23 protein-coding genes are annotated in these 26,532 nt (G+C 58.6%); 14 read left to right on the plus strand and 9 right to left on the minus strand.

Annotated features, from left to right (window positions below; all coding sequences use genetic code 11):
- Positions 1–10: 10 nt before the first annotated feature.
- Positions 11–940: a chemotaxis protein CheV gene (locus AUC61_RS09955; RefSeq protein ID WP_243245750.1), complete on the minus strand. Its 930-nt coding sequence runs from the start codon at positions 938–940 to the stop codon at positions 11–13.
- 566 nt (positions 941–1,506) lie between these two features.
- On the opposite strand from AUC61_RS09955, the gene AUC61_RS09960 reads away from it, so the two are divergent.
- The 3 genes from AUC61_RS09960 (at position 1,507) to AUC61_RS09970 (ending at position 3,934) form a co-directional block, all read left to right on the plus strand.
- Positions 1,507–1,998 (plus strand): hypothetical protein, encoded by a 492-nt coding sequence (locus AUC61_RS09960; protein WP_243245751.1) that lies wholly within the window; start codon positions 1,507–1,509, stop codon positions 1,996–1,998.
- 386 nt (positions 1,999–2,384) lie between these two features.
- Positions 2,385–3,278 (plus strand): sensor histidine kinase, encoded by an 894-nt coding sequence (locus AUC61_RS09965; RefSeq protein WP_243245752.1) that lies wholly within the window; start codon positions 2,385–2,387, stop codon positions 3,276–3,278.
- On the plus strand, positions 3,275–3,934 hold the full coding sequence (locus tag AUC61_RS09970; protein ID WP_243245753.1) for a response regulator: 660 nt from the start codon (positions 3,275–3,277) through the stop codon (positions 3,932–3,934). Before AUC61_RS09965 ends, AUC61_RS09970 begins: the two co-directional genes overlap by 4 nt.
- On the opposite strand, the gene yegS is transcribed toward AUC61_RS09970, so the two are convergent.
- Positions 3,918–4,832: a lipid kinase YegS gene (yegS, locus tag AUC61_RS09975; protein ID WP_243245754.1), complete on the minus strand. Its 915-nt coding sequence runs from the start codon at positions 4,830–4,832 to the stop codon at positions 3,918–3,920. The two genes, AUC61_RS09970 and yegS, sit on opposite strands and share 17 nt — an antisense overlap.
- A gap of 485 nt (positions 4,833–5,317) precedes the next feature.
- Here yegS and AUC61_RS09980 point away from each other — a divergent pair, with 485 nt between their 5' ends.
- From AUC61_RS09980 to AUC61_RS10030, 11 genes are all read left to right on the plus strand, one after another.
- A complete protein-coding gene (locus AUC61_RS09980; RefSeq protein WP_243245755.1) occupies positions 5,318–6,754 on the plus strand; it encodes an undecaprenyl-phosphate glucose phosphotransferase in 1,437 nt (478 codons plus the stop codon).
- Complete coding sequence (locus AUC61_RS09985; RefSeq protein WP_243245756.1) at positions 6,754–8,208, plus strand: mannose-1-phosphate guanylyltransferase/mannose-6-phosphate isomerase; 1,455 nt, start codon at positions 6,754–6,756, stop codon at positions 8,206–8,208. The genes AUC61_RS09980 and AUC61_RS09985 overlap by 1 nt, the downstream gene beginning before the upstream one ends.
- Positions 8,209–8,326: 118 nt before the next feature.
- Positions 8,327–9,127 carry a polysaccharide biosynthesis/export family protein gene (locus tag AUC61_RS09990; RefSeq protein WP_243245757.1) on the plus strand — a complete coding sequence of 267 codons (801 nt, stop codon included), beginning with the start codon at positions 8,327–8,329 and terminating at the stop codon, positions 9,125–9,127.
- Positions 9,128–9,141: 14 nt separating this feature from the next.
- Positions 9,142–11,136: an exopolysaccharide transport family protein gene (locus tag AUC61_RS09995; RefSeq protein WP_243245758.1), complete on the plus strand. Its 1,995-nt coding sequence runs from the start codon at positions 9,142–9,144 to the stop codon at positions 11,134–11,136.
- A gap of 3 nt (positions 11,137–11,139) precedes the next feature.
- Positions 11,140–12,318 carry a glycosyltransferase gene (locus AUC61_RS10000; protein ID WP_243245759.1) on the plus strand — a complete coding sequence of 393 codons (1,179 nt, stop codon included), beginning with the start codon at positions 11,140–11,142 and terminating at the stop codon, positions 12,316–12,318.
- A 1-nt stretch (position 12,319) separates the two neighbouring features.
- A complete protein-coding gene (locus AUC61_RS10005; RefSeq protein ID WP_243245760.1) occupies positions 12,320–13,654 on the plus strand; it encodes a cellulase family glycosylhydrolase in 1,335 nt (444 codons plus the stop codon).
- 3 nt (positions 13,655–13,657) lie between these two features.
- The gene (locus AUC61_RS10010) at positions 13,658–14,881 is read left to right on the plus strand and encodes a glycosyltransferase family 4 protein (protein ID WP_243245761.1); all 1,224 of its coding nucleotides are present in this window, start codon (positions 13,658–13,660) and stop codon (positions 14,879–14,881) included.
- Entirely contained in the window at positions 14,872–15,972 is a 1,101-nt protein-coding gene (locus tag AUC61_RS10015; RefSeq protein WP_243245762.1) for a glycosyltransferase family 4 protein, read from the plus strand. The genes AUC61_RS10010 and AUC61_RS10015 overlap by 10 nt, the downstream gene beginning before the upstream one ends.
- Complete coding sequence (locus AUC61_RS10020) at positions 15,972–17,378, plus strand: O-antigen ligase family protein (protein WP_243245763.1); 1,407 nt, start codon at positions 15,972–15,974, stop codon at positions 17,376–17,378. The genes AUC61_RS10015 and AUC61_RS10020 overlap by 1 nt, the downstream gene beginning before the upstream one ends.
- Positions 17,375–18,196: an acyltransferase gene (locus AUC61_RS10025; RefSeq protein ID WP_243245764.1), complete on the plus strand. Its 822-nt coding sequence runs from the start codon at positions 17,375–17,377 to the stop codon at positions 18,194–18,196. Before AUC61_RS10020 ends, AUC61_RS10025 begins: the two co-directional genes overlap by 4 nt.
- Before the next feature lie 9 nt (positions 18,197–18,205).
- Complete coding sequence (locus AUC61_RS10030) at positions 18,206–19,612, plus strand: lipid II flippase MurJ (protein ID WP_243245765.1); 1,407 nt, start codon at positions 18,206–18,208, stop codon at positions 19,610–19,612.
- A gap of 135 nt (positions 19,613–19,747) precedes the next feature.
- On the opposite strand, the gene AUC61_RS10035 is transcribed toward AUC61_RS10030, so the two are convergent.
- From AUC61_RS10035 to urtA, 7 genes are all read right to left on the minus strand, one after another.
- A complete protein-coding gene (locus AUC61_RS10035; RefSeq protein ID WP_243245766.1) occupies positions 19,748–20,095 on the minus strand; it encodes an FmdB family zinc ribbon protein in 348 nt (115 codons plus the stop codon).
- Positions 20,096–20,208: 113 nt separating this feature from the next.
- On the minus strand, positions 20,209–21,438 hold the full coding sequence (gene fmdA, locus AUC61_RS10040; RefSeq protein ID WP_243245767.1) for a formamidase: 1,230 nt from the start codon (positions 21,436–21,438) through the stop codon (positions 20,209–20,211).
- Between the two features lie 124 nt (positions 21,439–21,562).
- Positions 21,563–22,252, minus strand: coding sequence for an urea ABC transporter ATP-binding subunit UrtE (gene urtE, locus AUC61_RS10045; protein WP_243245768.1), 690 nt, complete (start codon positions 22,250–22,252; stop codon positions 21,563–21,565).
- A 13-nt stretch (positions 22,253–22,265) separates the two neighbouring features.
- Entirely contained in the window at positions 22,266–23,027 is a 762-nt protein-coding gene (gene urtD / locus AUC61_RS10050) for an urea ABC transporter ATP-binding protein UrtD (RefSeq protein ID WP_243245769.1), read from the minus strand.
- On the minus strand, positions 23,024–24,196 hold the full coding sequence (gene urtC, locus AUC61_RS10055; protein WP_243245770.1) for an urea ABC transporter permease subunit UrtC: 1,173 nt from the start codon (positions 24,194–24,196) through the stop codon (positions 23,024–23,026). Before urtC ends, urtD begins: the two co-directional genes overlap by 4 nt.
- An 11-nt stretch (positions 24,197–24,207) precedes the next feature.
- The gene (gene urtB / locus AUC61_RS10060) at positions 24,208–25,125 is read right to left on the minus strand and encodes an urea ABC transporter permease subunit UrtB (RefSeq protein ID WP_243246051.1); all 918 of its coding nucleotides are present in this window, start codon (positions 25,123–25,125) and stop codon (positions 24,208–24,210) included.
- A gap of 127 nt (positions 25,126–25,252) precedes the next feature.
- On the minus strand, positions 25,253–26,497 hold the full coding sequence (urtA, locus tag AUC61_RS10065) for an urea ABC transporter substrate-binding protein (RefSeq protein ID WP_122666390.1): 1,245 nt from the start codon (positions 26,495–26,497) through the stop codon (positions 25,253–25,255).
- Between the last annotated feature and the right edge of the window lie 35 nt (positions 26,498–26,532).

Genomic DNA, 26,532 nt, shown 5'->3' on the forward strand with positions numbered 1-26,532 from the left:
GGCGGTCTGGTCAGCCCTGAACCATAATCAGACGCTCACGAACCACATCCACCAGCTTGTCGGGCTGGAACTTGGAAAGGAAGTTGTCGCAGCCGACTTTTTTGACCATGGACTCGTTGAAGCTCCCCGAGAGCGACGTGTGCAGCACCACGTACAGCTCGCGCAGGCGTGGGTCGTTACGAATTTCAGTGGTCAGGCGATAGCCATCCATTTCCGGCATTTCGGCGTCGGTAAACACCATCAACAACTTCTCGGTCATGACCTCACCGCTGTCAGCCCAGGCCTTGAGCATGTTCAGCGCCTTGAGGCCATCGCTGGCCACGTGCAATTTCAAACCGAGCTGGGACAGCGTATCGCGCAGCTGGCTCAGGGCAACCTTGGAGTCATCCACCAAGAGAATTTCACGGCCCACTGCACCGGCGAGGACAGGATCCTCGAGCTTTTCGCTGGACACCTTGGCGTTGTAAGGCACGATTTCAGCGAGCACTTTTTCAACGTCAATCACTTCAACCAACTGATCGTCGACCTTGCTGATCGCGGTCAGGTAATGCTGACGGCCCGCGCTGGCAGGCGGCGGCATGATCGCATCCCAGTTCATGTTGACGATGCGATCGACACCGCCAACCAAAAACGCCTGAACCGAACGATTGTACTCAGTCACGATAATGGTGCTGCCTGGCCCCGGAACCAGTGGCTTCATCCCGATCGCCTGGGACAGATCGATCACCGGCAGGGTCTGACCGCGCAGGTTGACCACACCGCAGACAAACGAGTGGCGTTGCGGCATCAACGTCAGTTTAGGCAGTTGCAGAACTTCCTGAACCTTGAACACGTTGATTGCAAACAACTGTCGGCCCGCCAGGCGAAACATGAGGATTTCAAGGCGGTTCTCGCCCACCAGTTGTGTGCGTTGATCTACTGAGTCGAGAATGCCAGCCATTTATTGCTCCTGAAGCGTGGGTCACAGTGAGTCTGCGAAGTTGTTATCGGCTGAAAACAGCGGGACCTTAACGACGATGAAATGTTAAATACAACATTGATATCACTTTAACATCATGCTTTACTCATGGGCGAATGAGCTTTACTCATTCCGACCAACAACAGCCCCCCGCTAGCGCCGTCTCACGCGCCGTGCGTTCTATACGCTAAGGGTTGTCCTTAGCAGCCATCAGGGCCAACCTGATATTCGCGCCAATCAATAGCCATTATTGTGACACCATTCTCATATTTGAATGGAGTCAGAGTCGTGTTTGCGTTGTCGCCATCCCGAACAGTCCTGCCGTCCCTTTTCGCCGCAGGTGGCGTAAGCGTTGTCGTGCACGCCAGACTTACCCTGTTCGGACCCCGGCCAGACCGCGACCCTGTACTTGAAACATCAGCAGATTACCGTTCATTTTTACAAGTATCGGAAGCGCCCTACAGACTTCCCTTTCGTATCCACATTAACGTTCCGCAATGCGCACCGGGTACTACACTGGAGCGATCCATGGTCCATGGAGATTCCCCATGCTGAACGGCAAAGAGTGGCAACAGATTCATCCCGATTTTTTCGATCAGTCGCAGCTTTTGCTGAGCACCTGCCAGGAATGCCTCGCGCACCTGGAGATGATCAGCAACGATCAGGACGCCGTTGAATGCCTGCTAGGCACCCTGTCCAGACTGGCGCAAACCGCTGACGACGCACTGATCCCCGGCACTGCCGATTTCGCCCGGCAATTGCGCCACATGCTGAGCGTTGCCTACCCCGAGCTGCGCCTGACGGACGATGCCCTTCAAACACTGGAGCACTGCCTGACCCTGATGGCCTGGCAACTCGAGCTGATCGACCCACGCACCGGCCAGCTTTCGCTGGACGACACTGAGCAAAAGGAACTGCTGGATAAGCTGGCCTACCTCTGTGGGGTGGAGAGCTGTGCACTGGAAAGCTGTGAGCCAGGTCAGGAGCAATCTTCGTCAAGAGTCCAGCCTGATACACAACACAGGCACTGCGACCGCTGAATAATCTGACAGCGTCCGGCTCTCTGAAAACAGTACTGAAAAACAGCACACTGATCCCAAAAAACCCGCTACCACTCCACTATAAACAACACGCTCCCCGCGCTTGCTGTGTCCCGGGCCTGCCGCCTGCGCGCAGTCGCAACCCATCCGCACGGGTCAGCCGTCCGGCGCAACGTCAGGGCGACTCGTTCAATCTTTGAACATTGAGGTAAGATCACGACCGCCAGCAATATTGAAATGCTGAGCACCGTGCAGGACGTACGGTTAAATCTCCCGGAAGAGACTTGAATTAGAGATCAAGGCGGTCCTTTCAATGACTTGCCGGATATTGACCTGCATGCTGCACGGCAGGTTGTTCGCAGTGACCACACGATGGCTCCATCGCTATGCATGTCCGTACCAATGTTTTCAGATTTCGGCCCCTCAGTACCAGGAATGCTCTCTGGCTAAATGCCGTTCTATGCATTGGAGCAGCCATCGGCAATATTGCGCTGTATCTGACTTCCGACGATTTCCCCGTCGCCCTGTTGTTGCTCAATCTCGCGACCTTTGCCAGCGTCTGGCAGGCGCAACTTCGTTACGGCCAATCGATTCGCTTTCAGCCACAAGAGCTGGCTGAACACATGCTTCAGGTTCAGGAGACCGAGCGGCATCGCCTGAGCCGTGAACTGCATGACGATATTGGCCAGATGCTGACCGCAGCCAAGCTCCAGTCCGAATGGTTACGCCGCCGTCTGCCTTCCGAGTTGCTTGAACACAGCTCGCTGCTGAACGACACACTTGACGAAACCCTGGCCAAAGTCCGCGATGTTTCGGCCATCCTGCACCCTCGACAACTCACCAGCCTTGGGCTCGAAGCAAGCCTTCGCGGTCATCTGCTGCGCACCCTCGCTGACAGTCAGGTGCACTGGAGTCTTGAGTGCAAGCAACCGTTGGCCGGTATCCCGGAAGAAATGTCGGTGACTGCTTTTCGGATTATCCAGGAAGCGGTGACAAACATGCTGCGCCACGCTCAGGCGAACAATCTGCTGGTGCGTTTACAGCGTCTGCCAAAGGGCCTGGAACTGCATATCAGCGATGACGGACTTGGATTTTCCCCGGCCGCAGACCCGGCCCTCGAAGGACAGCGTGGCATGTCAGGCATGGCTGAACGGGTTCGGCTGTTGAATGGTACATGGGCGATACACAGCGAGCCTGGCGAAGGTACGCGTATTGACGTGCTGTTGCCCTGGACCCCGCGCACCCATGAACGAGCAAACATAGACAAGAAGGTGAAATGACCTGCACATTGCTGTTGATTGACGATCACTCCCTGATAAGGGCGGGCGTTCGCGCTCTGGTGGCTGACATTCCCGGCTATTCAGTGATTGGCGAAGCCTGTGATGGTGCTCAATTGAGCGCCCTGGCCACCGAACTGAATCCCGACATCATCCTCCTGGATATCTCCATGAAGGATATGGATGGCCTGGATGCGCTGAAGGCGCTGAATGACGTTTTGCCCGACAGCAAAGTACTGATACTTTCCATGCACAGCGACCCGACGCGGGTCATGCGCGCGCTCGAAGCCGGCGCTCACGGGTACTTGCTCAAAGACGCTGCGGCCACTGAACTGGAACAAGCCCTGCAAGCCTTGAGCAGCGGCGAACGCTACTTGAGCCCGGCGATCGCCCATACCGTCATCAATCAGGCCTTGATCCGCACTCAGACCGACAAACCTGACACTGCGCACACGCACAACCTGACGGCCCGACAAATGGAAATCCTGCGATTGATCGTACGGGGTAAATCCACGCGGGAAATCGCCAGTGGCCTTGGCCTGAGCATCAAAACGGTGGAAACCCACCGGGCTCAGGTCATGAAACGCCTGCAGATACATGACGTGGCCGGGCTGGTGCTGTTTTGCGTACGTGAAGGCATTATCAGCCTGGATGATTGATCTGCGGGGAATGCCCGAACAGCTCCGAGCCTGCTGGCAGATGCACCTTCAATGCCGCATTGCGCGCCGAGAAACGCAGATTCTCTCCAGACAGAGGCTCGCCATCAAGGTTGATGTCCAGCCCTTGCGCAGACTTGAGTTCGACCCAGGGTAGCCGGGCACGGATAAACATGTTGTCTATTCCCAGTCCGCCCTCCAGCAAGCCTCGGAGGGTCCCGACCACTTCCTGTGGCGCTGGCAAAATACTGATATCCAGCAAACCATCATCGACCAGTGCCGACGGGCATAACACATGCCCGCCACCTGCCTGGCGCCCGTTACCGATACCCAGCGCAAGCAGCTCGCCGCTCCAGTGGAAATCCGGGCCGCTCAACTCGCCGTAGGCCGCACTCAACTCGCTGAAACGCGACAGCCCGGTAAACAGATAGGCTGCGCCGCCCAGTACTTTTTTCAGATCCTCGGAGGTATTGGCGGTGACCTGGCTACCAAAGCCGCCTGTTGCCATGTTCATGAATACCTTGCCATTGACCTCGCCCAGGTCCACGCACCGGGCGGGTACATCCAGCAGGTCCAGTGCCGCATCCGGCTCAAGCGGAACACCGGCAGCGCGGGCGAAATCATTGGCGGTGCCCAGAGGCATGATCGTCAGCTCAGCGTCAGTTTCTGCGTTGGCAAGCGCTTCGGCGATGTCACGCAATGTGCCGTCGCCACCACCCGCGATGATTTGCGAATGCCCGGCCGCCAGCGCTTCACTGACCAACCGTTGGGCATCACCGCCCTCCCACGTCAGACGAACATCAAGCTCCCAACCCTCTTGACGCTTGCGAGTCACCGCCTCACGCACGTCTTCGTTGAGTGCCTGTTTGCCATGCAAAATCAAAATTGCCCGTCGTGTCATTGCCGCGTGCTCCCCAGAGTTGATGCGCTGGAGATGTTGACCTCAAAGGATTGAAAAAAACCCGTTCGCGGCCGATAAATTTTTAGCACGCTCAAGTCCGCCTGCGATCCCCCCGAAAACATTACCTGGGGGAGCTGCAGTCTGGCAAAAGGACACCCCAGGAAAGGCTCCTGAGCGGAGAATTTCGAAAGAGAAATCAAGCGCGTGCGATGACTTTAGTTGTGTCTTGAGCTTTACTGGCCTCATGCCCTCATTTGAGGGAATGCCTACGAAAATCGCGGATAACGCCTACATCACTAAAGTATTAAGCCTATTTTCGCGCTGGATAGCTGTTAACAATTAGCATCACCTGACGTGCAGAAGCCAAATTAATGGCTATATTCACCAAGCAAGTCAGGAAAGGACATTTTATTGACTTCTACTTGAACGCGTCTCCTTTGGGATCGCAGTTGAGTTGTCACGGACCGAAGAAGTGAGGAAGCGTTATGCGTCTGCAGCCTGTTAACAGCCTCCTGCAAACCAGAACCAGTTTGATTGTTTATTTCCTGTTCGGCATTCGCCTGACCCACGGGATCACCTGCATCCTGCCAGGCCTGCTGATTCTGATCTTCTCCACGGACAGCTTTTCCGGGGTGCCACAAAGTTATTTTGCCGTGCAGGTATTTTTCGGGCTGCTGTGCGTGCTCATCTTTCAGGCTCTGGGCGTTTACTCCGAAGCCATGTTCAGTAACGCACTGCGCTTTCGACTGATCATCGTCGCCTGGTCTGCTGCGTTCTGCCTGCTGCTGTTCATGCACCAGACTCTGGCGTTTTTCGATTACATCTCCAACGAGCATCTGGTGATCTGGTACATCACCAGTCTGGCGCTGTTCTGCATTGAGCGGCTGTTCATGCTGGTGCTGTTCAAGCATTTCATGCAAAAAGGCTTTTTCCTGCAGAACGCAATTATTCTGGGGGCGACTGAAAACGGCCAGCGGCTGGCTGAATACCTGCTGGACAATCAGGACATCCGTTCGGGTGTCAGTGGTTTCATCGACGACCGGATCGGGCGCTTGCCGAAAACCATGGCAGGCCTGCCGCTGTTGGGTAACAGCAATGACCTGGAACGTCTGATTCGCGAAGAAAAAGTCACTCAAGTGTTGGTGGCGTTGCCCTGGTCGGCGGAAAACCGCATGGATTACATCATTCGCGAATTACGTCGCCTGCCAGTCAATGTACTGCTCGTGCCCGACATGGTTGCCTTTCGCCACGCGCACAACCGAATCACCGAAGTCGCCAACCTGCCTATGTTCAATGCGTCCGACGTTCCGCTTTCCGGTTGGTCGCCTTTTTTCAAGCGGGTTGAAGACATGCTGCTGTCAAGCCTGGCCTTGCTGCTGCTGTCCCCGGTGATGCTGGCCATTGCCATTGCCATAAAGCTGGACTCCCGTGGACCGGTCTTTTTCTGGCAAAACCGTTATGGCTATAACAACCGCATGATCAAAGTCTGCAAGTTTCGCTCGATGCACCATCACCAGAGCGACGCGACCGCAGAGCAGCAAACCACCCGAGGTGACTCCAGGGTTACCCGGGTCGGACGTTTCATCCGCAAAACCAGCCTGGACGAACTGCCCCAGCTGTTCAACGTGATTGCAGGCAGCATGTCCATGGTAGGGCCGCGCCCCCATGCAACGGCCACCAAAGCGGCCGGGATCCTCTTCGAGCAAGCGGTGAAGGAGTACACGTCACGCCATCGGGTCAAGCCGGGAATCACCGGTCTGGCGCAAATCAATGGCTATCGTGGTGAGACAGACACCGTGGAAAAGATCGAAAAACGTGTGGAGTTCGATCTGGAGTACATCGAAAACTGGTCCGTCTGGTTCGACATTTACATCCTTCTGCGCACTGTTCCGGCAGTGCTCTTCACTCGAGAGGCTTATTGATGAGCATCCTCATCCCCTGCATCATCGCCGGCGGCGCCGGCACCCGACTGTGGCCAGTCTCCCGCGAAGCCATGCCCAAGCCTTTCATGCGTCTTCGCGATGGCGAAAGCCTCCTGCAGAAAACCTTCAACCGGGCTGTTGGCTTGCCCGACGTTGGACGCCTGTTGACGGTGACCAATCGGGAGGTTTATTTCCGCACGGTCGACGATTATCGCCAACTCAACAAAACCAGGGTCAAGCTGGATTTCATCCTTGAGCCTTTCGGTCGTAATACCGCCCCTGCCCTGGCAGCCGCAGCGCTACACGTCTCACATCTGTATGGCGAGGATGCGCAGTTGCTGGTGCTGCCGGCCGATCACCTGATTGCCGATGTGGCGGCCTTTTCCAAGGCAGTCCAGGCCGCACGGGTTTTGGCCGACGACGGCTGGCTGGTCACCTTCGGCATTCTGCCAAGCAAAGCAGAAACGGGTTTTGGCTACATTGAAAAAGGCCAGTCGCTGAACAGCGATGGCTATCAGGTCGCACGCTTTGTCGAAAAGCCGAATGCCGCGACAGCGCAGGCGTATCTGGATGGCGGCCTGCACCTGTGGAACGCCGGCATGTTCTGCATGCGCGCCGACAGCTTGCTCAATCAGTTTGCCGAACACGCGCCGGAGGTTCTGGCGGCCGTCAAAACCTGCCTGGAGCTGAGCGTCAGCAAGGAAGGCAATAACGAACTGCAGATCGAACTGGACAGTGAATCGTTCGCCAATGCACCAGACATTTCTGTCGACTACGCGTTGATGGAACGCTCCAGCAAAGTCGCCGTCGTCCCCTGCGAGCTGGGCTGGAACGACATCGGTTCATGGCAGGCAGTTCGTGAACTCGTACCTGCTGACGAGCATGGCAACCAGTGCAACGGTCCGACGGTGCTGCATGACGTGAGCAACTGCTACATCGACTCCAAACGCATGGTGGGTGGTGTCGGTCTGAACGACCTGATCATCATCGACACACCGGACGCACTGTTGATCGCCGATGGCACCCGTAGCCAGGACGTGAAGTACATCGCCCAGGAACTCAAACGCCAGGGTCACGATGCCTATCGCCTGCACCGTACAGTCACGCGCCCCTGGGGCACCTACACCGTGCTCGAAGAAGGCAAGCGCTTCAAGATCAAACGCATCGTGGTTCGCCCGCAAGCTTCGCTGTCCCTGCAAATGCACCATCACCGCAGTGAACACTGGATTGTGGTCAGCGGCATGGCGCGGGTAACCAATGGTGAGCGTGAGTTCATGCTCGACACCAACGAATCGACGTTCATCAAGCCTGGCCATACCCACCGTCTGGTCAATCCGGGCGTGATCGACCTGGTCATGATCGAGGTGCAGAGCGGCGAGTATCTGGGTGAAGACGACATCGTACGTTTCACCGATGTCTACGGCCGGGTCGCGGCGCCGATTCCGGCCTCCTGACCTCACCTGTAACGCAAGGCCCACGATCAACCTGCTTGTACAAAACGCAGCACATAACACGGATGACAGCGGTAGCCCGCCTACATGATGGTTTTACCCGATACGGGAGTAGTAGTTCATGCAAGACAGGAGTTTGGGGGTGGTCGCAAGCACGCTGCTGGTGCTGAGCCTGTTGGTGGTCAGCGCTTGCAGCACCCCGGCACGCGTCGGTTTACCCGATGATACCGCACAGATTGAAGCGGGCAAGGCGGCGGGCCGTGCGCTTGCCGGTAAGCCGTTGCCACCGCAACGGGTGCGACCGGGCGATACGCTGCGCATCGTGCGAAACACCGGCGAAGCGCCGTCCATTTCCGCTTTTACGGCTAACTCCATCTACGAGCTGACGCTGTTCCAGGTGCTCAACGATGGCACCTTCAGCTATCCGTATATCGGCTCCGTACAGGCCGCAGGCATGACCTTGCCGGAGCTTACTGAACACCTGCAGAGCAAATTGCAGGACGTGTACCGTGAAACCGCGATGACCATCAACATCTCGCAATCGCCGGGCAACACCGTGTTCGTTGGCGGCGCAGTACGCAACTCGACGGCTCTGTCCGCCACGGTCGCAACCACGCTGGTGCAGGCGATTGTCGGCGCAGGCGGCGTGGCCAACGACGGAGACGCGACGATGGTCGCCCTGCTCCGCCAGGAAGACAACGGTTTCTACAAAACTTACTTTTTCGACTACAGCAAGCTGCTCTGGGCAGACAGTTCGGGGCCGCGTGGCCCGGTATTGCTCCAGCGCGGCGATGTGGTGTTCGTGCCCAAGTCATCAGCAGGTGACAAAGCCGACGGCGTAAATCTGTACTTCAACCAGTTGATACCCTTCGCCAAGTCGCTGGGGTTCGGCGTGAATTACAACTTGCGCAGCGAAAACTAAGTCAGGGAAACGACATGATCAATATTCGTTCATTGCGCGACTTGTTGCGCCTGTTCTTCATTTTCAAACAGGAAGTACGACTCACGGTCATGGTGACGTTCATCATCATCGTGCTCGGCGCGTTCCTGCTGCCCAACCGCTACGAATCAACCGCCCTGTTGCTGGTCAAGCCGGGCCGCGACAGCAGCACCGTGCCGATCGAGTTCGCTGATCGGCAGGCAATCGTAATTCCCAGCGCCCAGCGTGACCCGATCCTCGACGAAGAACGCATGCTGACCGGGCGCCCGATCATGCGTACGGTCGCGGAGAAATACCTGGCCGAGATCTCCAATGCCGAACAGGAACAAGGTTTTCTGGCTTCGGTGAAGAACCTGCTCAAGGACACGGTGAGTTCGGTCATCGGCGTATTCCGCGGCGCACTGCAATTGATTGGACTGGTGGAGAAGCGCTCTCCGGAAGAGCGTCTTGCTGAAGACCTGTCCAAGAACTTCAAAGTCAGCCACGACCCGGGTTCAGCGGTGATGGAACTGACGTTCTCGTGGAATGACCCGCAGGTTGCAAAGGAAGTATTGGAAACCTGGATTTCCGAATACGAACAACAACGTACCCGGGTACTGGGTCGCGTCAGCCTTTATCAATTCTATGAAACCGAAGTCAAAGACACTCAGGCGCGGATTCTCAGCTACAAGAAACAGATTCAGACGTACCTCAATCAACTCGGCGCGGTCAGCATCGCCCAGCGTCTGGCGGATACGTCTCAGGGTCTTAACGACCTGACGACCGAGCGCAATAACACCTTGCGTTCCATTGCCTCGACCAAGGCCGGGCTCGATAAGCTGCAGGAGCAATTAAAGCAACAGTCGAAGACGGTCAGCGCCGGTCGTGAACTGAGCCTCAACCCTAACCGTCAGGACCTGCAAAACCGCATCAATGGCAAGGAAGTCGAGCGTCAGGAACTGCTGCGTTCTTTCAAAGAAACGGCTCCGCCGGTTCGTGCGCTGAACCAGGAAATCACCAATCTGAAACAGCTTCTGAGTGAGCAGGATGCGACCATTCAGCGCTCGGAAAGCATTACACCCAACCCGATCTATAACCGGATGCAAAACGTTCTGGCTGACCAGCAGGCCAGCTATGCGCGACTGCAAACGCAATTGACGCAACAAAACCTGCAATTGGCGCAGTGGGAAAAAAGCCGCCAACTGGCGTTGAATCTGGAACCTGAAATGTCTCGCTTGCAGGGCGAGCTGGACGCCAGCGAAAAGAGCTTTGCGCTCTACAGCAGCAGCCTTGAGAAAGCACGCATCGACCGCGAACTGGACCGCAGCCAGATCAGCAACATCGCGATCATCGAGCAGGCGACTTACAACCCCAGCCGGGTCTTCCCGAAAAGCCTGTTGATGCTGCTTCTGGCGTTCCCGCTGAGTGTTGGCGTCGGCCTTGTTGCCCTGTACTTCTTCTACCTGCTGGATCAGCGAATCCACGACGGCGACAAGATCGAAACCCGTTTTGGGGTACCGGTCTGGACCAGCCTTCAGGAATTGAGCAGCGTTCAGGACACGCACAACACCGCATTCACGGCCAGTCTGCACAGGCTATACGGCACCTTGCCGTTACGACAGGTCACGGAAAAAGGCCTGGCGCTGGGCTTTACCTCGTCTCATGAAGGCGAAGGCGTCAGCTTCGTCATCAGTCAACTGGCCAGCCTGCTTCATGAGCACGGCTACACCGTACGCACCGAAGGCCCCGGACCGGCTGTACCGGGAGAGATATTGCTGATCGATGCCTCCAGTATCTTCACCAACCAGAATGCCTTTGCCCTGTTGCGCGATGCCGACCTGATTCTGCTGATCGTCAAAGCCGAGGAAACCACCGTACCGATGCTGGAAAACGTGCTGGCGACCCTGCATACCGCGTTCAAAAAAGTCGACGGCATCATCATCAACCGACGCCGTTACAAAGTGCCAAAACGCGTGATGGATTATCTCAAGCGCTTCCAGACGCGAGGCTGATTTATGCACATTGCCCTACTCGCGCCACTGCCGCCCGAGCAGAACGGCATTGCCGATTACGCCGGGCATCTCAAGAACGCGCTTGAGAGCCTCGGCGTGCGTGTCAGCACGCCGCTTGCGGGCATCGGTAACGATCAGGTCCGCGCAGTGCAGCGGGTGGCCGAGACCGACTGGCAGGGGATTGATCTGGTGCATGCTGAAATCGGTGGCGGACGGCTGGCTGAATTTCATGCCCTGCGCACCTTGCGTCAGCGCTTCCCGCAACTGCCACTCACCGCCACGGTGCATGATCCGGAGCGTCTGGTATGGCGTCGGGCCAGGCTGCCATGGCCGTTATCTGCGGCCAGTTCGCTGCCCTCGCCCTTCCCGGAAATTGCCACAGTCATTGCCGACCCTCTTTGTCTGTACGAAGAGCGGCAACTGGCACGCAGCATGACCCGCCTGGTAACCCTGACGCAGGCGGGCAGCGTTGCACTGCGCCAGCGGATGGGGTTGCGCGAAGAACAAATGGCAGTCATTGCCCACGGCAACCTGCCGATCCCTCCGGCCCCGCTGCCGCCCTTGCAACCCATGCGCTTGCTGTATTTCGGTTTTATTTATCGCGGCAAAGGTATCGAGGACTTACTCGATGCCCTGGCCAAAATGCTCAGCCGTCAGCCGCAGCTGCGCACACGGGTGCGCTTGACACTGGCAGGCGGCAGCGAGCCTGAAATGGCCTTCGGTCCTTCCGGCAGTTATCTGGATCAGTTACGCCTGCGTATCAACCAACTGGAGCTGACCGACCTGATCGACTGGGATCTGGACCTGCCTGCCGATGCCATCGCCGACGTCATTCAGGCCCACCACGTGATGGTTCTACCCTATCGCGAGTCGAGCAAATTGAAGCTGCTCGGGAAACTGCGCGGCACCAGCGGCGCGCTCTCATGGGCGGTGGCTTGCGGACGCGGGGTGATCACTTCGGATGCCCGTTCCTTTGCCGAAGAGGTTTCCCATGGCAACGGCATGATTTTCCCTCAAGGCAATGTCGCCGCGTTGAGTACCGCGTTGAACGAAGTCTGCGCGGTCCCGGAGAGGGCTGCGCAATGGGCCGCACAGGCCAGTGTTCTGGGGCAGCGGCGCGTCTGGAGCCAGACCGCCGAACGCTTCCGTTTGTTGTTCCAACAGGCATGCGAGGCCGATTGAGATGAAATCAGCAGCGGGTTTGTGGTTGGCAAGTATTCTGGCCTGTTCAGCACTGGTGTCTGATCTGATACCTGATGCAGAGGCGGCAACCGTTCTGCGAGCACCTCGCGCAGTGGTCTGGCAGGACTTCCTGGGAGTGAATGCGCAGTTCCAGTATTTTTCACCTGCCATGTACCAACAGCAGATGGACCAACTGGACGCGCTGGGCCTTAACTGGGTACGTCTGACCATCCACTGGCCGATCATCGAACCCGAGCAGAACCAGTTCGACCTGGGTGACCTGGACGGCGCGATGGCGACGATGAATACCCACCACTACAACATCCTCGCCTATCTGGTGGGGTCTTCGCCTTATGCCAGCAGCGCTCCGGAAGGCGTCGCCAGTCGCGATCAGTACCCGCCCCGGGACTTCAATCTATTTGCCGCGCGCATGGCGGCGTTGACCAAACGCTATCCGCAGGTCAACAACTGGCAAGTCTGGAACGAGCCCAACATTATCTGGCTCCCAAAAGAGGACCCGGTGGCTTATGACACCCTGTTGACCACCACCGCCAACGCCATCCGTGCCGCCGAGCCGGACAAGACCATTGTCACCGCTGGCATGGCTTATTACAGCCAGATGCACAGCACGCCGGGTTACATGCTGCAGACGTTGCTGGACCGTGGTCTGGGCAGCCGAAACATCGTTGCCGCCTACCACCCGTACTCCGAATACCCTGAAGGTGACTCACCGCCCGACCGGGATTTTCTGGTCAAAGCGAACGCCATGAACAACCTGCTGCACGGCAATGGCGTGCAACAGGTCTGGGCGACCGAATGGGGCTGGTCGAGCTACAACGGTCCGGTGGAAATGCAGGCCATTATCGGCCTGCAAGGCCAAGCCGACTACACGTTGCGGCGCCTGGCCCTGATGAGTGCGCTGGACTATCAACGTATCTTCCTGTTCAACCTCAGCGACCTGGACGAACGCGCCAGCGCCCGGGATCAGGCCTACGGTCTGCTTGACCTGCAGGGCAACCCGAAGCCGGTCTACACCGCGCTGAAGAATTTTCTGACGATTACCGGTCCGCGACTGGAGCCAGCCGATCCGCCGGGCGTGAGCGCGGTCCCCGACGATCTGTATGCCGTGCCCTGGACCCGCAGTGACGGCAAACGGCTGCTGATGTTCTGGAGTGCCAAGGGGGCTACCCTGAGTTTTCCAGCGATCAAATCAGCGGTACTTCACGATCCATTGAGCGGCGCCCGCACCGAACTGGGCAGTGCCAACACTACTCAGGCCCAAGGCATCAGCGTGGCCCTCAAGCCGACCCTGCAAATTCTGGAATGGAAACCCTGAGCGATGCGAATTCTCTGGACACTACCCTATCTGCCATGGCCGACCACCAGCGGCGGCAAAACCCGGGAATATCACCTGCTGCGCAACCTTGCCGCCCGTGGTCATCAGATCACCTTGCTGGTGCAGTCCAAGACCGATGTCGACCAAAGCACCCGAGACGCCCTCGAGCCGTGGCTGGAACGGCTGATCGTCTTGCCACGCCGCCCGCTCAAAAGCGCCAAGACGCTGATGGCCATCGCCGTGGCCCCGGCGCCGATGCTGGCCTGTATCAACGGCTACGCACCGCGCCTGAGCGAGGTGTTCGAAGGCCTGCTTGAGGAACCCTGGGACGTGATCCAGCTTCAGCACACGTATGGTTTCGAGCCGTTTGAAAAGCCGCTGCAACAATCCGGCAAACCGTTTGTGATGACTGAACACAATGTCGAGTCGGCCATGGGCGCCACCAGCTACGACCGACTGCCGCGCTGGGCTGGCCTGTTCGCCAGCTTTGATCGCTGGCGCTATCGCCACTGGGAAAGCCGGGTCTTTCGTCAGGCCGATCAGTTGATCGCGGTAACCGAAGACGATGCCAAGGAAATTTCCCGGCTCAGTGGCAAGGCGACAGCTGTGGTCGTCAACAGCGTCGATTGCGGCTACTACGCCCAGGTCAAGCCTGATCCCTACAGTAATCGGCTGTTGTTCATTGGCAACTACGAGTACGGACCCAATGTGGATGCCATCGAATGGGCACTGACCGAGATCATGCCGAAAGTCTGGCAACACGCGCCCACGCTACGCTTTGTGATCTGCGGTTTTGCCCTGCCCGACTCGTGGCGCGAACGCTGGCCTGATCCGCGCATCGAGTTTCAGGGGTTCGTCCCGGACCTGCGTGCCTTGCAGAACAACACAGCGATATTTTTCGCCCCGCTGCGTCAAGGCGGCGGCTCCAAGCTCAAAGTACTGGAAGCCATGGCGGCCGGATTGCCGGTGGTTACCACCGAGCAAGGCAGTTCGGGACTCGCCGTGGTCAACGGCGAGCATTATCTGGGCAGCGAAGACCCGCAGGAACTGGCGCGGATCATCACCGAAGCCATTGAGCAACCCGCGCGTCTGGCACAGATCGGAGAAGCCGGACGCAAGTACGTGCAAACCCACCATGACTGGTCGGTATCTGCTGCTCAACTGGAGCGGATTTACACTCGACTATCACCCGTAAAAGCCAAACAGGAGCCGCGCCCATGCGTGTAGGACTTGATTACCGTCCGGCCACCGGCTACCCGAACAGCGGCATCGGCCGGCAAAACATCGCCCTCGAAGAAGCCGCGCGAGCCAACCCCAACACCCAGGTGCAACTGTTCAGCGTGGCGCCTTTCGACCATCCAATCCGCCGCGTGGCGCACTGCCCGCGCTGGGCCACGCCTCTCAATGGCATCCACCGTCTGCCCGAGCGGCTGCGCTTCGAAGGTTTGTTTCTGCCCAGGGCCCTGCGCGATGCAGAAGTACAGGTGTACATCTGCAACATGAACATGGGCTTGCCGCTGGGTCGCAAGCCGGAGGGCATGCGTTATGTACTGCAGTTGCAGGACCTGTTCCAGCTGACCCTTAAAAACAGTCACGGCTCACAGCTGAAGGCACGTATTTACGGCGTCACTGATCGGCTGTCCATTGCTCACTCGCTGCGGGTCGCTGATCGAATCTGGACCCCGTCGCAGTTCACCGCCGATGAATGCATGCGCCTGTTTCCCGAAACCCGCGACAAACTGCGGGTACTGCCCGCGCTGGTCAGCGGCTGGAGTGATGAGCCTTCCGAACTGCTGGGCTGGACACTGCCCGAGCGTTACTGGTTGTGCGTCGGTACCCGTGAGCCGCGCAAAAACATGGCGTGGTTCATTGACGCCTGGCAACGCGCCCGAACGCAATTTGAAAATGTACCGGACCTGATCCTGATCGGCGCGCCGGAACACCTGCCGCCGGCCCAGCAAGCCCTGCCCGGCCTGCACTTCCTGAGCGAGATCAGTGATTCGGAACTACACGCCGTTTACGCCCGCGCCGACCGCATGTGGCAGCCGTCCTACGCAGAAGGTTTCGGCCTGCCAGTGGTTGAAGCACTGGGCGTGGGCACGCCAGTCGCCGTGGCCAGTGGCTCGTCCCTGGATGAAATCACCCCGCCCGGCAGCCCCCGTTTTTCGCCGAACGACACCGGCGCGCTGATCCAGCTCATGGGCGAACTGGCCAGTGCGGAAAAAGAAGACCCTGAAACGTTGAAAGCCTGGGCCGCCGGGTATGGTCCCAAAGCCTTCAACCAGCGCTTTGACGAGCTGATCGAGGAGTTGCGCTGATGCCACTGGCAATGCCCGTTGGCTTGCTCTTCGGCCTGTTGTTCGGTGCGATGTTCTGGTTGCTGCCAGCGTTCAAGGTGCTGGCAGCGATGATCGGAGTGGTGGCCATTGCCACGGTGATTCGGCGACCGTTGCGCGGCTTGCTGTTGTTTGGCGTGCTGGCCACATTCCTGCCGTACTCGACAGTCAATGTCGGGATTCGTACCACGGTGTCCGAGGCACTGCTGATGCTGGTCTGGGCGGCGTATCTGGCGCACCGGATGTTCACCAGCCCGCCGCCATTGCCAGCGCTGATGCGAACAGAACGCTTGCTGATCGCGCTGATGCTTTACAGCGCTTTACCGTTCATCGTCGGGCAACTGACCATCACTGCGCTGGGTAACGGCCCTATCAACTGGGTGCGCTGGTTGTTCAACCTGTCGGCATTGTTTCTGGTACCGCGTTTGCTGGATCAGCAGAAGTACCGGGAGCAGATGATCTGCGCACTGTTGCTCGGCACCCTGCTATTGCTGCTGTTGTCGATTCCGGTGTTTCTGAAAAACCGCACGGCTGCGGACATTATCCCGATTCTCGGCATGTTCGGTTACGGCGGCACCGACGTACTGGATGAAAGCCTTCTGTCGTTGGCCAGCCGTATGGGTACACCCTGGATGCACCCCAACGTAGCGGGTGGCGCCATGGCCATGATCGTACCCCTGGCATTCTGCATGGGCATGACGCGAGTCGGCTGGCCGAGATCACTGGGCTTTGCGGTCGCCATACTGGGCGGTATCGGTCTGCTGTTGACCGGTTCGCGCGGCGCGCTGGTCAGCCTGATGCTGGTAATGATGTGGATGGCCCGCAAGCGCGTACCTTTAATGGGCCGGGTGCTCATGGGCGGCGGTATTGCCGGTGCACTGCTGCTGATGTTTTACCCGCCGCTGCAAGAACGGATAGTGGGCTTGTTCACCAACGACGACACCAGTACAGCGATTCGCTTTCTGGAATACAGCCATTTCCCGGACGCCATGGCCAAATTCCCCCTGGGCATTGGTTTCAAGATTGATCCGCCGGTGCCCGGTGCGACGCTGTTCGGTATTTCCAACCTGTGGCTGAACTTCATTTACAAGCTCGGCATCCCCGGGATGCTGCTGTTCATTGCCGTCACTGTCAGTTGGTGGCGTGAAACCCGTCCCGAAGACGGCTTTATTACCCTGACCCACGACAACGCCATCTGGCTCGGCACCACCACCGGCTTGCTGGCCGCCTTGGCCAGCGGCCTGTTCGACCACTATTTCAGTTTTACCAGCGTGCTGATCGCCGTGTTCTGGCTGATGCTGGGGATTAATCTGCACGAGGCAAAACGCTTGAAAACCCAGGCGGCCCTCGTTCGACAAGCGTTACCGGAGCAGGAATCGAAATCATGAAACACCGTCTGATGCACTCCCACGACCTGCGCCTGGCCTTGCCTGAATACGCACGCAAGATGGGCGTGGAACTTGAAGAACTGCAAAGCGCTTATCAGTGGATGCTCGATAACGAAGTGCTGTTCGAAACGCCCATCAAGGGCCGTACGCTGTCGTTCATCAGCTACCTGAACATCGAGCCGCGTATCGAACATCCGCTGGCGCGGCGCTTCTACCGCTTGCTGTCCAGCGAAATGAAAGGTGCGCTGATCCCCCTCTACGGGATCAACTGGCCCACGCTGCGCGACCGCATGCTGCGCACCTGGGAACAGGCGTACAACATTCTGATCTGCAAGATCCCCAGCCACACTGTGCGCCTGACGTGGCTGCGCATCGGCGGGGCGAAAATCGGCAAAGGCTCCAGCGTGTGGCGCAACACCGAAATCCTCGGCGTCGACAGCCTGCGTATCGGGGACGACACCACCATCGGCTGGCACTGCCAACTGGATGCCCGCGGCGGACTGATCATTGGCAACCACGTGACCGTCGCTTCCCACGTTTTGATCATCGCAGGCGGTCACGACCTGCAGGCACCGGAATTCTGGGCCGTCGGTGGGCCGGTGTATATCCATGACTACGCCTGGATATGCAGCCGCGCCCTGCTCTCTTTTGGAGCCGAAATCGGCGAAGGTGCGGTGGTCGGCGGCGCGGCCGTGGTCTCCAAACCGGTCCCGCCCTATGCCATCGTCGGCGGGCCGAACGCTGAGATCAAAGGCGAACGGGCCCGCGATCTCAACTACAAAGTGGGCGGCAAAGGCCTGTTCACTTTGTTTCATTAAGGCTGCCGCATGCTCGGTTCAACCCTGTGGCTGACCCTCGCCACGCTGACCGGCCTGGCCGCGGGGTTTGCCCGTGAATGGCTGCTGGTGGCCGCCTGGGGCGCCGGGGCGCAAAGCGACGCGTTTCTGGTCTCGATGTTCCTCCCTGAAGCCCTGCGCATGGCGCTGGCGGCCGGTTTGTTGAGCGCAGCGGCGCTGCCCTTGTATCAACAGCGCAATCTGCCCGCACAGCAACGCTGGCTCAATGCATTGGCGCCACGTCTGTTGCTGTGTGGTCTGGGGTTGGCGCTGCTGTTGAGCCTTGGCGCGCCGCTATGGGTACGCGGTGTCGGACCGGGGCTGGACGACAGCGGTTACGCGTTGGCGGGCAGCAGCCTGCAATGGCTGGCGTGGTGCGCACCGGGCTTCTTGCTGCATGCATTGTTGTGCGTGCCGCTGCAGGCGCAGCAACGATTCGTCATGGCCGGGCTTGGCTCATTGTTGTTCAATCTGCCGCCCGTGATTTACCTCGCCGTTGCCAGTCATGCGGCCACACCCGTCGGCCTGGCGCTGTCTTGCGTGCTGGGCAGTTTGCTTATGCCTGGCACATTGCTGCCGACGTTACACCGGATGGGCTGGAAGCCTTGGCGAAGGCAAGCCGAACCCGGCGCTGGCCGGGAACTGCTGCAACGCATCGGCCCGCTATTGAGCAGCAACCTCGCCAGCCAGGGCCTGGCGTTACTGGAGCGTATGGTTGCTTCGTTACTGGGCGAAGGCGCAGTGACCTGGATCAACCTGGCCCGCAAGCTGATCAATCTGCCCTTGATTGCCCTGATGAGTCTCAATCAGGTGCTGCTGGGTTTGATGAGTGGCAGCGCAGCCGATCAGCGCCTTGTGCTGTTGCGCAAGGGCCTGAGCAGCGCCACCTTGCTGACCCTGCCCGCGATTGCCGGTTTGATCGGCGCCTCCGGAGCGCTGGTGGTCTTGCTACTGCCCAGCCTGGCTCATGATGGGCCGCTGCCGGAATTGCTCGCCTGGTTTGCCGTGCCACTGATGTTTGGTGCCTGGAATGCCTTGCTGGCGCGCTATGCCTACGCGGCGGGCGATACCCGCATGCCGCTGAACTGCGAATTGATCGGCAACCTGTGCAACGCCCTGTTACTGGGCGTGTTGCCGTTTTTCCTCGGCCTGATCGGCATTGCTATTGCGGCGCTGGCCGGAGCAATCATTACCGGCCTGCTGTTGATGCGCCGCCAGCAATTGCTGACGTTTGTCCCATGGCAAAGCCAATGGGCACTGGGTGCTGCCGCCATGCTGATCGCAGCGCTGGTGCTGCACCCGATCAGCAACACCTGGCTGCAACTGGGGTTGAGTTGTGCGTATGGGGCGGTGTTGTTGATTGGCCTGGCGGCATGGCTGAGGCCTTGGCGCAACTGATCCTTCTGACACGACGCTTGTGTGGGAGCCGGGCTTGCCCGCGATAAGGCTGTATGCGATTGACCTGAGATATGCGGTGCCTATATCGCGGGCAAGCCCGGCTCCCACAAGACTGCAGCCAGCCAGTAATTAGCCTCAATGACTGATCATCCACGGCCGTCCCGCTGCCTTGCCTTTCAGCGCATGGGGATTGGTTTTGGTGGGCACCACGGGTTTGCTCGGCCCGCAACAACTGCAGCCGCTCGGGTGGCGTTTGCTGTCCTGATACTCGGCGACAGTCTTGGGCGCATGGGCGCTACGCTCGTTGGTCTCGATGGCCCGGCGTTTGTTGCCTGACACCGTGCTCAAGCCGGGCGCGGACAAAATCACCCGCATGCTTGACTCGCCGCATTGCGGGCAGGCGCACGGCGCGCCGCTCTCGGCCATAGGTTTGAGGGCTGAGAAATCCCCACAGCTGGGGCAATCGAATTCGTACATGGGCATGGGCCAGATTCCTGATAGTGATCTCCTGTAGGAGCTGCCGAAGGCTGCGAATGGGTTCAACTGACCCGCCGCTTCGCAGCCTTCGGCAGCTCCTACAGAGAGGTGACGACAATCTACAAATCGTAGGCAATCGGCAAATCAACCAAACCGTCAATCATTTTGGTCGGGCCGTTGGCGTTCGGGTTGATGTCGAACTGGAAGATTTCCGTCGGCAGCCACAACGTCGCGCAGGCGTTGGGAATGTCGACAATGCCGCTGATATGGCCCTGCACCGGTGCCGAACCGAGCAACGCGTACCCCTGAGCCGGTGAGTAGCCGAACTTGGTCATGTAGTTGATTGCGTTCAGGCACGCCTGGCGATACGCAATGTTGACGTCCAGATAATGCTGCTTGCCTGATTCGTCCACCGAGATACCTTCGAAGATCAGGTATTTGTTGTACGTAGGCACAATCGGGCTGGGCTTGAAGACCGGGTTCTTGATGCCGTACTTCTCCATGCCACCCTTGATCAGCTCGACACGCATGTGCACCCAGCCGGCCATTTCGATAGCGCCGCAGAAGGTGATTTCACCGTCGCCCTGGCTGAAGTGCAGATCGCCCACTGACAGGCCGGCACCGTCGACATAGACCGGGAAGAACACCTTCGAACCACGGGACAAATCCTTGATGTCGCAGTTGCCGCCATGTTCACGGGGCGGCACAGTCCTTGCGCCGGTGGCTGCCGCCATGTCGCGAGCCGGACCTTTTAGCTTGCCCAGATGCGCGGTTTTCGCATGGGGCGGGTTGGCCAGTGGCGGCACGCGGGTCGGGTTGGTGTCGATCAGTTCCTGTTCGCGCTTGTTCCACTCGGCGAGCATCTTGTGATCAGGCAGACAGCCGATCAGCCCCGGGTGAATCAGACCCGCGAACTCAACGCCGGGAATGTGTCGGGAGCTGGTCATCATGCCCTTGAAGTCCCAGATGGCTTTTTGTGCAGAAGGGAAATGATCTGTGAGAAAACCACCGCCGTTCTGCCGGGAAAAGAAGCCGTTGAACCCCCATTGGGAATCGGCCCGCGCGCCGATGTCCAGCAGGTCTACCACCAGCAAATCGCCCGGCTCAGCGCCATGCACACCAATCGGCCCGGAAAGGTAGTGCACGGTGGACAGGTCCACGTCGCGCACATCGCTCGCGTCGTCATCGTTCTTGATCGCGCCAGCTGTCCAGTCGTAGGTTTCGAGGATAAAGTCGTCCCCCGGCTTGACCCATGCCGCCATCGGAATATCCGGATGCCAGCGGTTGTGAATGTTCTCGTTTTCGGTAGCAGGCTGGTTGAGGTCAACTTTGATCAGCGTTTCGGTCATGGCGTTTCTCCTTCAGGTATGTGGCGCCCGCATCGCGGGCAAGCACCGCTCCCACATGGGAATAGGGTGTGAATGTGGGAGCGGTGCTTGCCCGCGATAAGGCCGGACAAAAATTCACAGCGAACTACACCGACAAATACCGACTGATCGTCGCTTCATCGACATTGGCCCGGGTCTCTTCAATCACGAAACGGCCCTTCTCGATCACCAGGAATCGATCAGCGATTTCAAGGGTGAACGACAGCACCTGCTCGGAGACCACAATGGTCAGGTTGCGCAAGGTGCGGATCTCTTTCAGGGTGCGGGCGATGTCCTTGATGATCGACGGCTGAATGCCTTCAGTCGGCTCATCGAGCAGCAACACCTTGGGGTTGGTCGCCAGCGCACGGGCAATCGCCAGTTGCTGCTGCTGGCCACCAGAGAGGTTGCCGCCGCGTCGGCCACGCATGTCGTAAAGCACCGGGAACAACGCGTACAAATCTTCCGGCACGATGCCGCGAGCCGATGCAGGCAAACCGGTCTGGATGTTTTCCAGCACGCTCATGGCCGGGAAAATCATTCGCCCCTGCGGCACGTAAGCCATGCCATGTTCGACCCGGGAATGGGTTTCCATGGCCGACACGTCAACGCCCTCGACCTGCACCTGGCCGCCCCACTGCGGCAGGATGCCCATCAGGCTTTTGAACAGCGTGGTCTTGCCCATGCCGTTACGGCCCATGACCGCAACGATTTCCTGCTTTTCAACACTGAGGTCCAGGCCATGAAGGATCTGGCTCTGGCCATAACCACACGCCAGCTGATTGATCTTGAACATGCCGCGCTCCTGATTAGTGGCCCAGATAGACTTCAATGACTTTCGGGTTGGTCTGCACCGACTCCATGCTGCCTTCCGCCAGCACCTTGCCCTGATGCAGCACCGTGACCTTGTGAGCGATGCTTTTGACGAACTCCATGTCGTGCTCGATGACCAGCACTGAACGGCCCTGACTGATCCGGTTGAGCAACTCGGCCGTCTGCGAACGCTCACTGACGCTCATCCCGGCGACCGGCTCGTCGAGCATCAGCAGTTGCGGGTCTTGCATGAGCAACATGCCGATTTCCAGCCATTGCTTCTGCCCGTGCGAGAGCAAGCCCGCCTGCTGTTCAAGCAGATCACCGAGGAAGATGTCCGCCGCAACGTCCTTGACCCGCGTGACCACTTCATCGGAGCGCTTGAAAAACAGTGCGCCGAACACCGAGCGCCCTGCCGGAAAGGACATTTCCAGGTTTTCGAAAACGCTCAGGTTGTCGTAGATCGACGGGGTCTGAAACTTGCGACCCACCCCGGCACGGACGATGTCGTACTCGTGCATTTTGGTCAGTTCACGGCCCTCGAACTGGATGCTGCCGCCCGTTGCCCGGGTCTTGCCGCAGATCAGATCCAGTACCGTGGTCTTGCCAGCGCCGTTAGGACCAATGACCACCCGCACCTCGTTGCGGTCGATGTACAGATTGAGATCGTCCACCGCCTTGAAACCGTCGAAAGACACCGTCAGCCCTTCGATGGCCAACACCGGCTTGTGCATCTGAAAGCCTGTCGGGCTGCTCATGGCTGAGTCTCCAGTGGCGTGACGCTGGCTTTGGGCATCGCCTGTACCGGCGTGATGTGCGGCTTTTCAAGCACTGGCGCAGGTTTACCGCGCAGACCGGCAAGCCATTTGCGCCCGTGGCTTTCCCACAAACCGGCCAGGCCGTTGGGGAAGTACATGACCACCGCGATGAACAGGCCGCCCATCAGGTACAGCCACAATTCAGGGAAGGATTCGGAAAAGTAGGTCTTGCCGTAGTTGACCAGCAGCGAGCCGTACACCGCGCCGAGCAGCGACATGCGTCCGCCCACCGCAGCGAAGATCACCATCTCGATGGAGGGCACGATGCCCACGAACGAAGGCGACATGAAGCCCACCTGCAAGGCAAACATCGCGCCGCCAATGGCCGAGAATGCTGCTGCCACGCAAAACACGAAAATCTTGAAACTGGCCACGTCATAGCCGGAAAAACGCACCCGTTCTTCCTTATCGCGCATGGCCATCAGCAGTCGGCCGAGCTTGGAGGCAAGAATGAATTTGCCGATCAGAATGCAGGCGAACAACAGCCCCGCATTGATGAAGTACAAGGCGAGTTTCGCCCCGTCGCCGCGGATGTCCCAACCCAGCAGCGTCTTCAGGTCAGTGATGCCGTTGACGCCACCGGTCAGCCCTTGCTGGCCAATGATCAGCACCGTGAGAATCAGCGCGATGGCTTGGGTCACGATGGAAAAGTACACATCACCGACCCGGCGCTTGAACATCGCCAGACCGATCACCAGCGCAAGAATCACCGGCACGACGATCACCGCAATCACCGTGAACGTGAAGCTGTGAAACGGCACCCACAACCACGGCAGTTCAGTGATCTGGTTCCAGTCCATGAAATCCGGGATACCGGGCGTTGACTGGATTTTGGTGCTTTCCGGATCCGATGCCTCAAGCTTGAGAAACATCGCCATGCAATACCCGCCAAGGCCAAAGAACACGCCCTGGCCGAGGCTGAGAATCCCGCCGTAGCCCCAGCACAGCACCAGGCCAACGGCGACGAACGCGTAGGTCAGGTACTTGCCGACCATGTTCAACCTGAAGGCGTCCAGCGTCAGCGGAAAGACCACCAGAATCAGCACAGCCAGGATCAGCACGCCGACGACACCTTGTCGACCACCGAGCACCTTGTTTAGAGCATTCATGGGGTGGCCTCTTATTTACGTACTTTGCTGGAAAACAACCCTTGCGGGCGCATCAGCAGAATCAGGATCACGGCAGACAGGGTCAGGACCTTGGCCATGGAACCACTCATGAAAAATTCGGAAATCGACTGGGTCTGAGCGATGGCAAACGCCGAGGCGATGGTGCCGAACAAGCTTTGCGCACCGCCGAAAACCACCACCAGAAAGGTGTCGACGATGTACAGCGAACCCGCAGTTGGCCCGGTGGAGCCGATGGTGGTGAACGCAGCGCCCGCGACTCCGGCGACACCGCAGCCCAGGGCAAACGTCATGCGGTCAACCTTGCGGGTATTGATGCCCACCGCGCGGCTCATGATCCGGTTCTGCACCGTGGCGCGAACGTGCAGGCCCCAGCGGGTGCGGTACAGCATCAGGAAGATCGTCGCGGTCAGCAAAATGGTGAGGCCCATGACAAACAGGCCGTTACGCGGGATCTCGATGGTATCGCTCAGGCTCACTGAGCCCATCAACCATTCAGGTGGGGTGGCGCTGACTTCGCGGGCGCCGAAGATCGAGCGAAAGGCTTGCTGCATCACCAGTGACAAACCCCACGTGGCGAGCAAGGTATCCAGTGGGCGATGGTACAAACGGCTGATCATCACCGATTCGACAACCCAGCCAATGGCGCCGGCCACCACGAACGACAGCGCGATGGCGAAGAAAAAGTAGTACGGCTGCATGGACGGCATGTACTGCAACGTCAGGCTGGACATCACGTACGTGGTGTAGGCACCGATGGTGAGGAATTCACCGTGGGCCATGTTGATCACGCCCATCTGGCCAAAAATAATCGCCAGCCCCAGGGCCATCAGCAGCAGCACGCAGAATACGGATAACCCGTTGAACCCCTGCATGGCCGCGATGGCACCAAATTCCGATAGCCATTCCATGATGATGGTCTCCGAGGTGAAGGTTTCGCGATTCCCTGTAGGAGCTGCCGAAGGCTGCGAATGGGTTTTCATGACACACCGCTTCGCAGCCTGCGGCAGCTCCTACAGGAATGGGTCTGGTCAGCGGTTATTGGTAGCCTTTAGGAAACGGATTCGGCTCGATCAGGTCCGACTCGTAGATCACCTTGAACTGGCCGTCGCTCTGCACTTCACCAATGCGGGTCTTGCTCCACAGGTGGTGGTTTTCGTGAACCTTGACGTAGCCTTCGGGCGCGGTTTTCAGCTCGATGCCAGGTGATGCGGCGACCACTTTGTCGATGTCAAAGCTACCGGCCTTCTCGACTGCTGCTTTCCACAGCCATGGGCCGAGATAGGCGGCCTGGGTCACGTCGCCCATCACCGAATCCTTGCCGTACTTGGCCTTGAAGGCATCAACGAAGGCTTTGTTGTTCGGGTTGTCCAGGCTCTGGAAGTACTTCATGGAGGCGTAAAAGCCCTTCATGTTTTCGCCGCCGATGCCCAGTAACTCGTCTTCGGTCACCGACAGGGTCAGCAAGGTCTGTTTGGTGGAGTCAACGCCAGCGGCTTTGAGCTGTTTGTAGAACGCCACGTTGGAACCACCGACCACGGCGGCGAACACCACATCAGGCTTTTTCAACTTGACCTTGTTGATCAGCGAGCCGAATTGAGTGTTGCCCAGCGGGTAGTAGTCCTCGCCGACCACAGTGCCTTTGAGCACGTTTTCGATGTGTTTACGGGCGATTTTCATGGAGGTGCGCGGCCAGATGTAATCCGAGCCGATCAGGTAGAAGGTCTTGGCGCCTTTGGTTTTGGCGATCCAGTCGAGGCTGGCAATAATTTGCTGGGTGGCTTCCTGGCCGGTATAAATCACGTTTTTCGACTGTTCCAGGCCTTCATAAAAAGTCGGGTAGTACAGCAGGCCGTTTTCCTTCTCGAAGACCGGCAAAACGGCTTTACGTGAAGCCGAGGTCCAGCAGCCGAACACTGCTGCGACCTTGTCGCCTACCAGCAGCTTCCTGGCTTTTTCGGCGAAGGTCGGCCAGTCAGACGCGCCGTCTTCCTGCACGACTTTGATCTGCCGCCCGAGAATCCCGCCCGAGGCGTTGATCTGGTCGATAGCCAGACGCTCGGCCTGGATCGAGCCTGTCTCAGAGATGGCCATGGTGCCGGTGGCCGAGTGCAACTGGCCGACCGTCACTTCGGTCGCGGTCACGGCCAGCCCGGTGGTATTGGCGTCATCGGCCAGCGCCACTTGCCCGAACACCCCTGCCGCAATCAGCGAAAGCGCAGCAGCGCCCAGCGCCAATCGACGTGGCAAAAACCTTTTGGCACCTGTCAGTCGTGAATTCATGTTTCCGCTCCTGTGCTTTGCCTGTTTTTTTAAAT

The sequence above is a fragment of the Pseudomonas maioricensis genome (assembly GCF_022790535.1).
GTDB classification, from domain to species: domain Bacteria; phylum Pseudomonadota; class Gammaproteobacteria; order Pseudomonadales; family Pseudomonadaceae; genus Aquipseudomonas; species Aquipseudomonas maioricensis.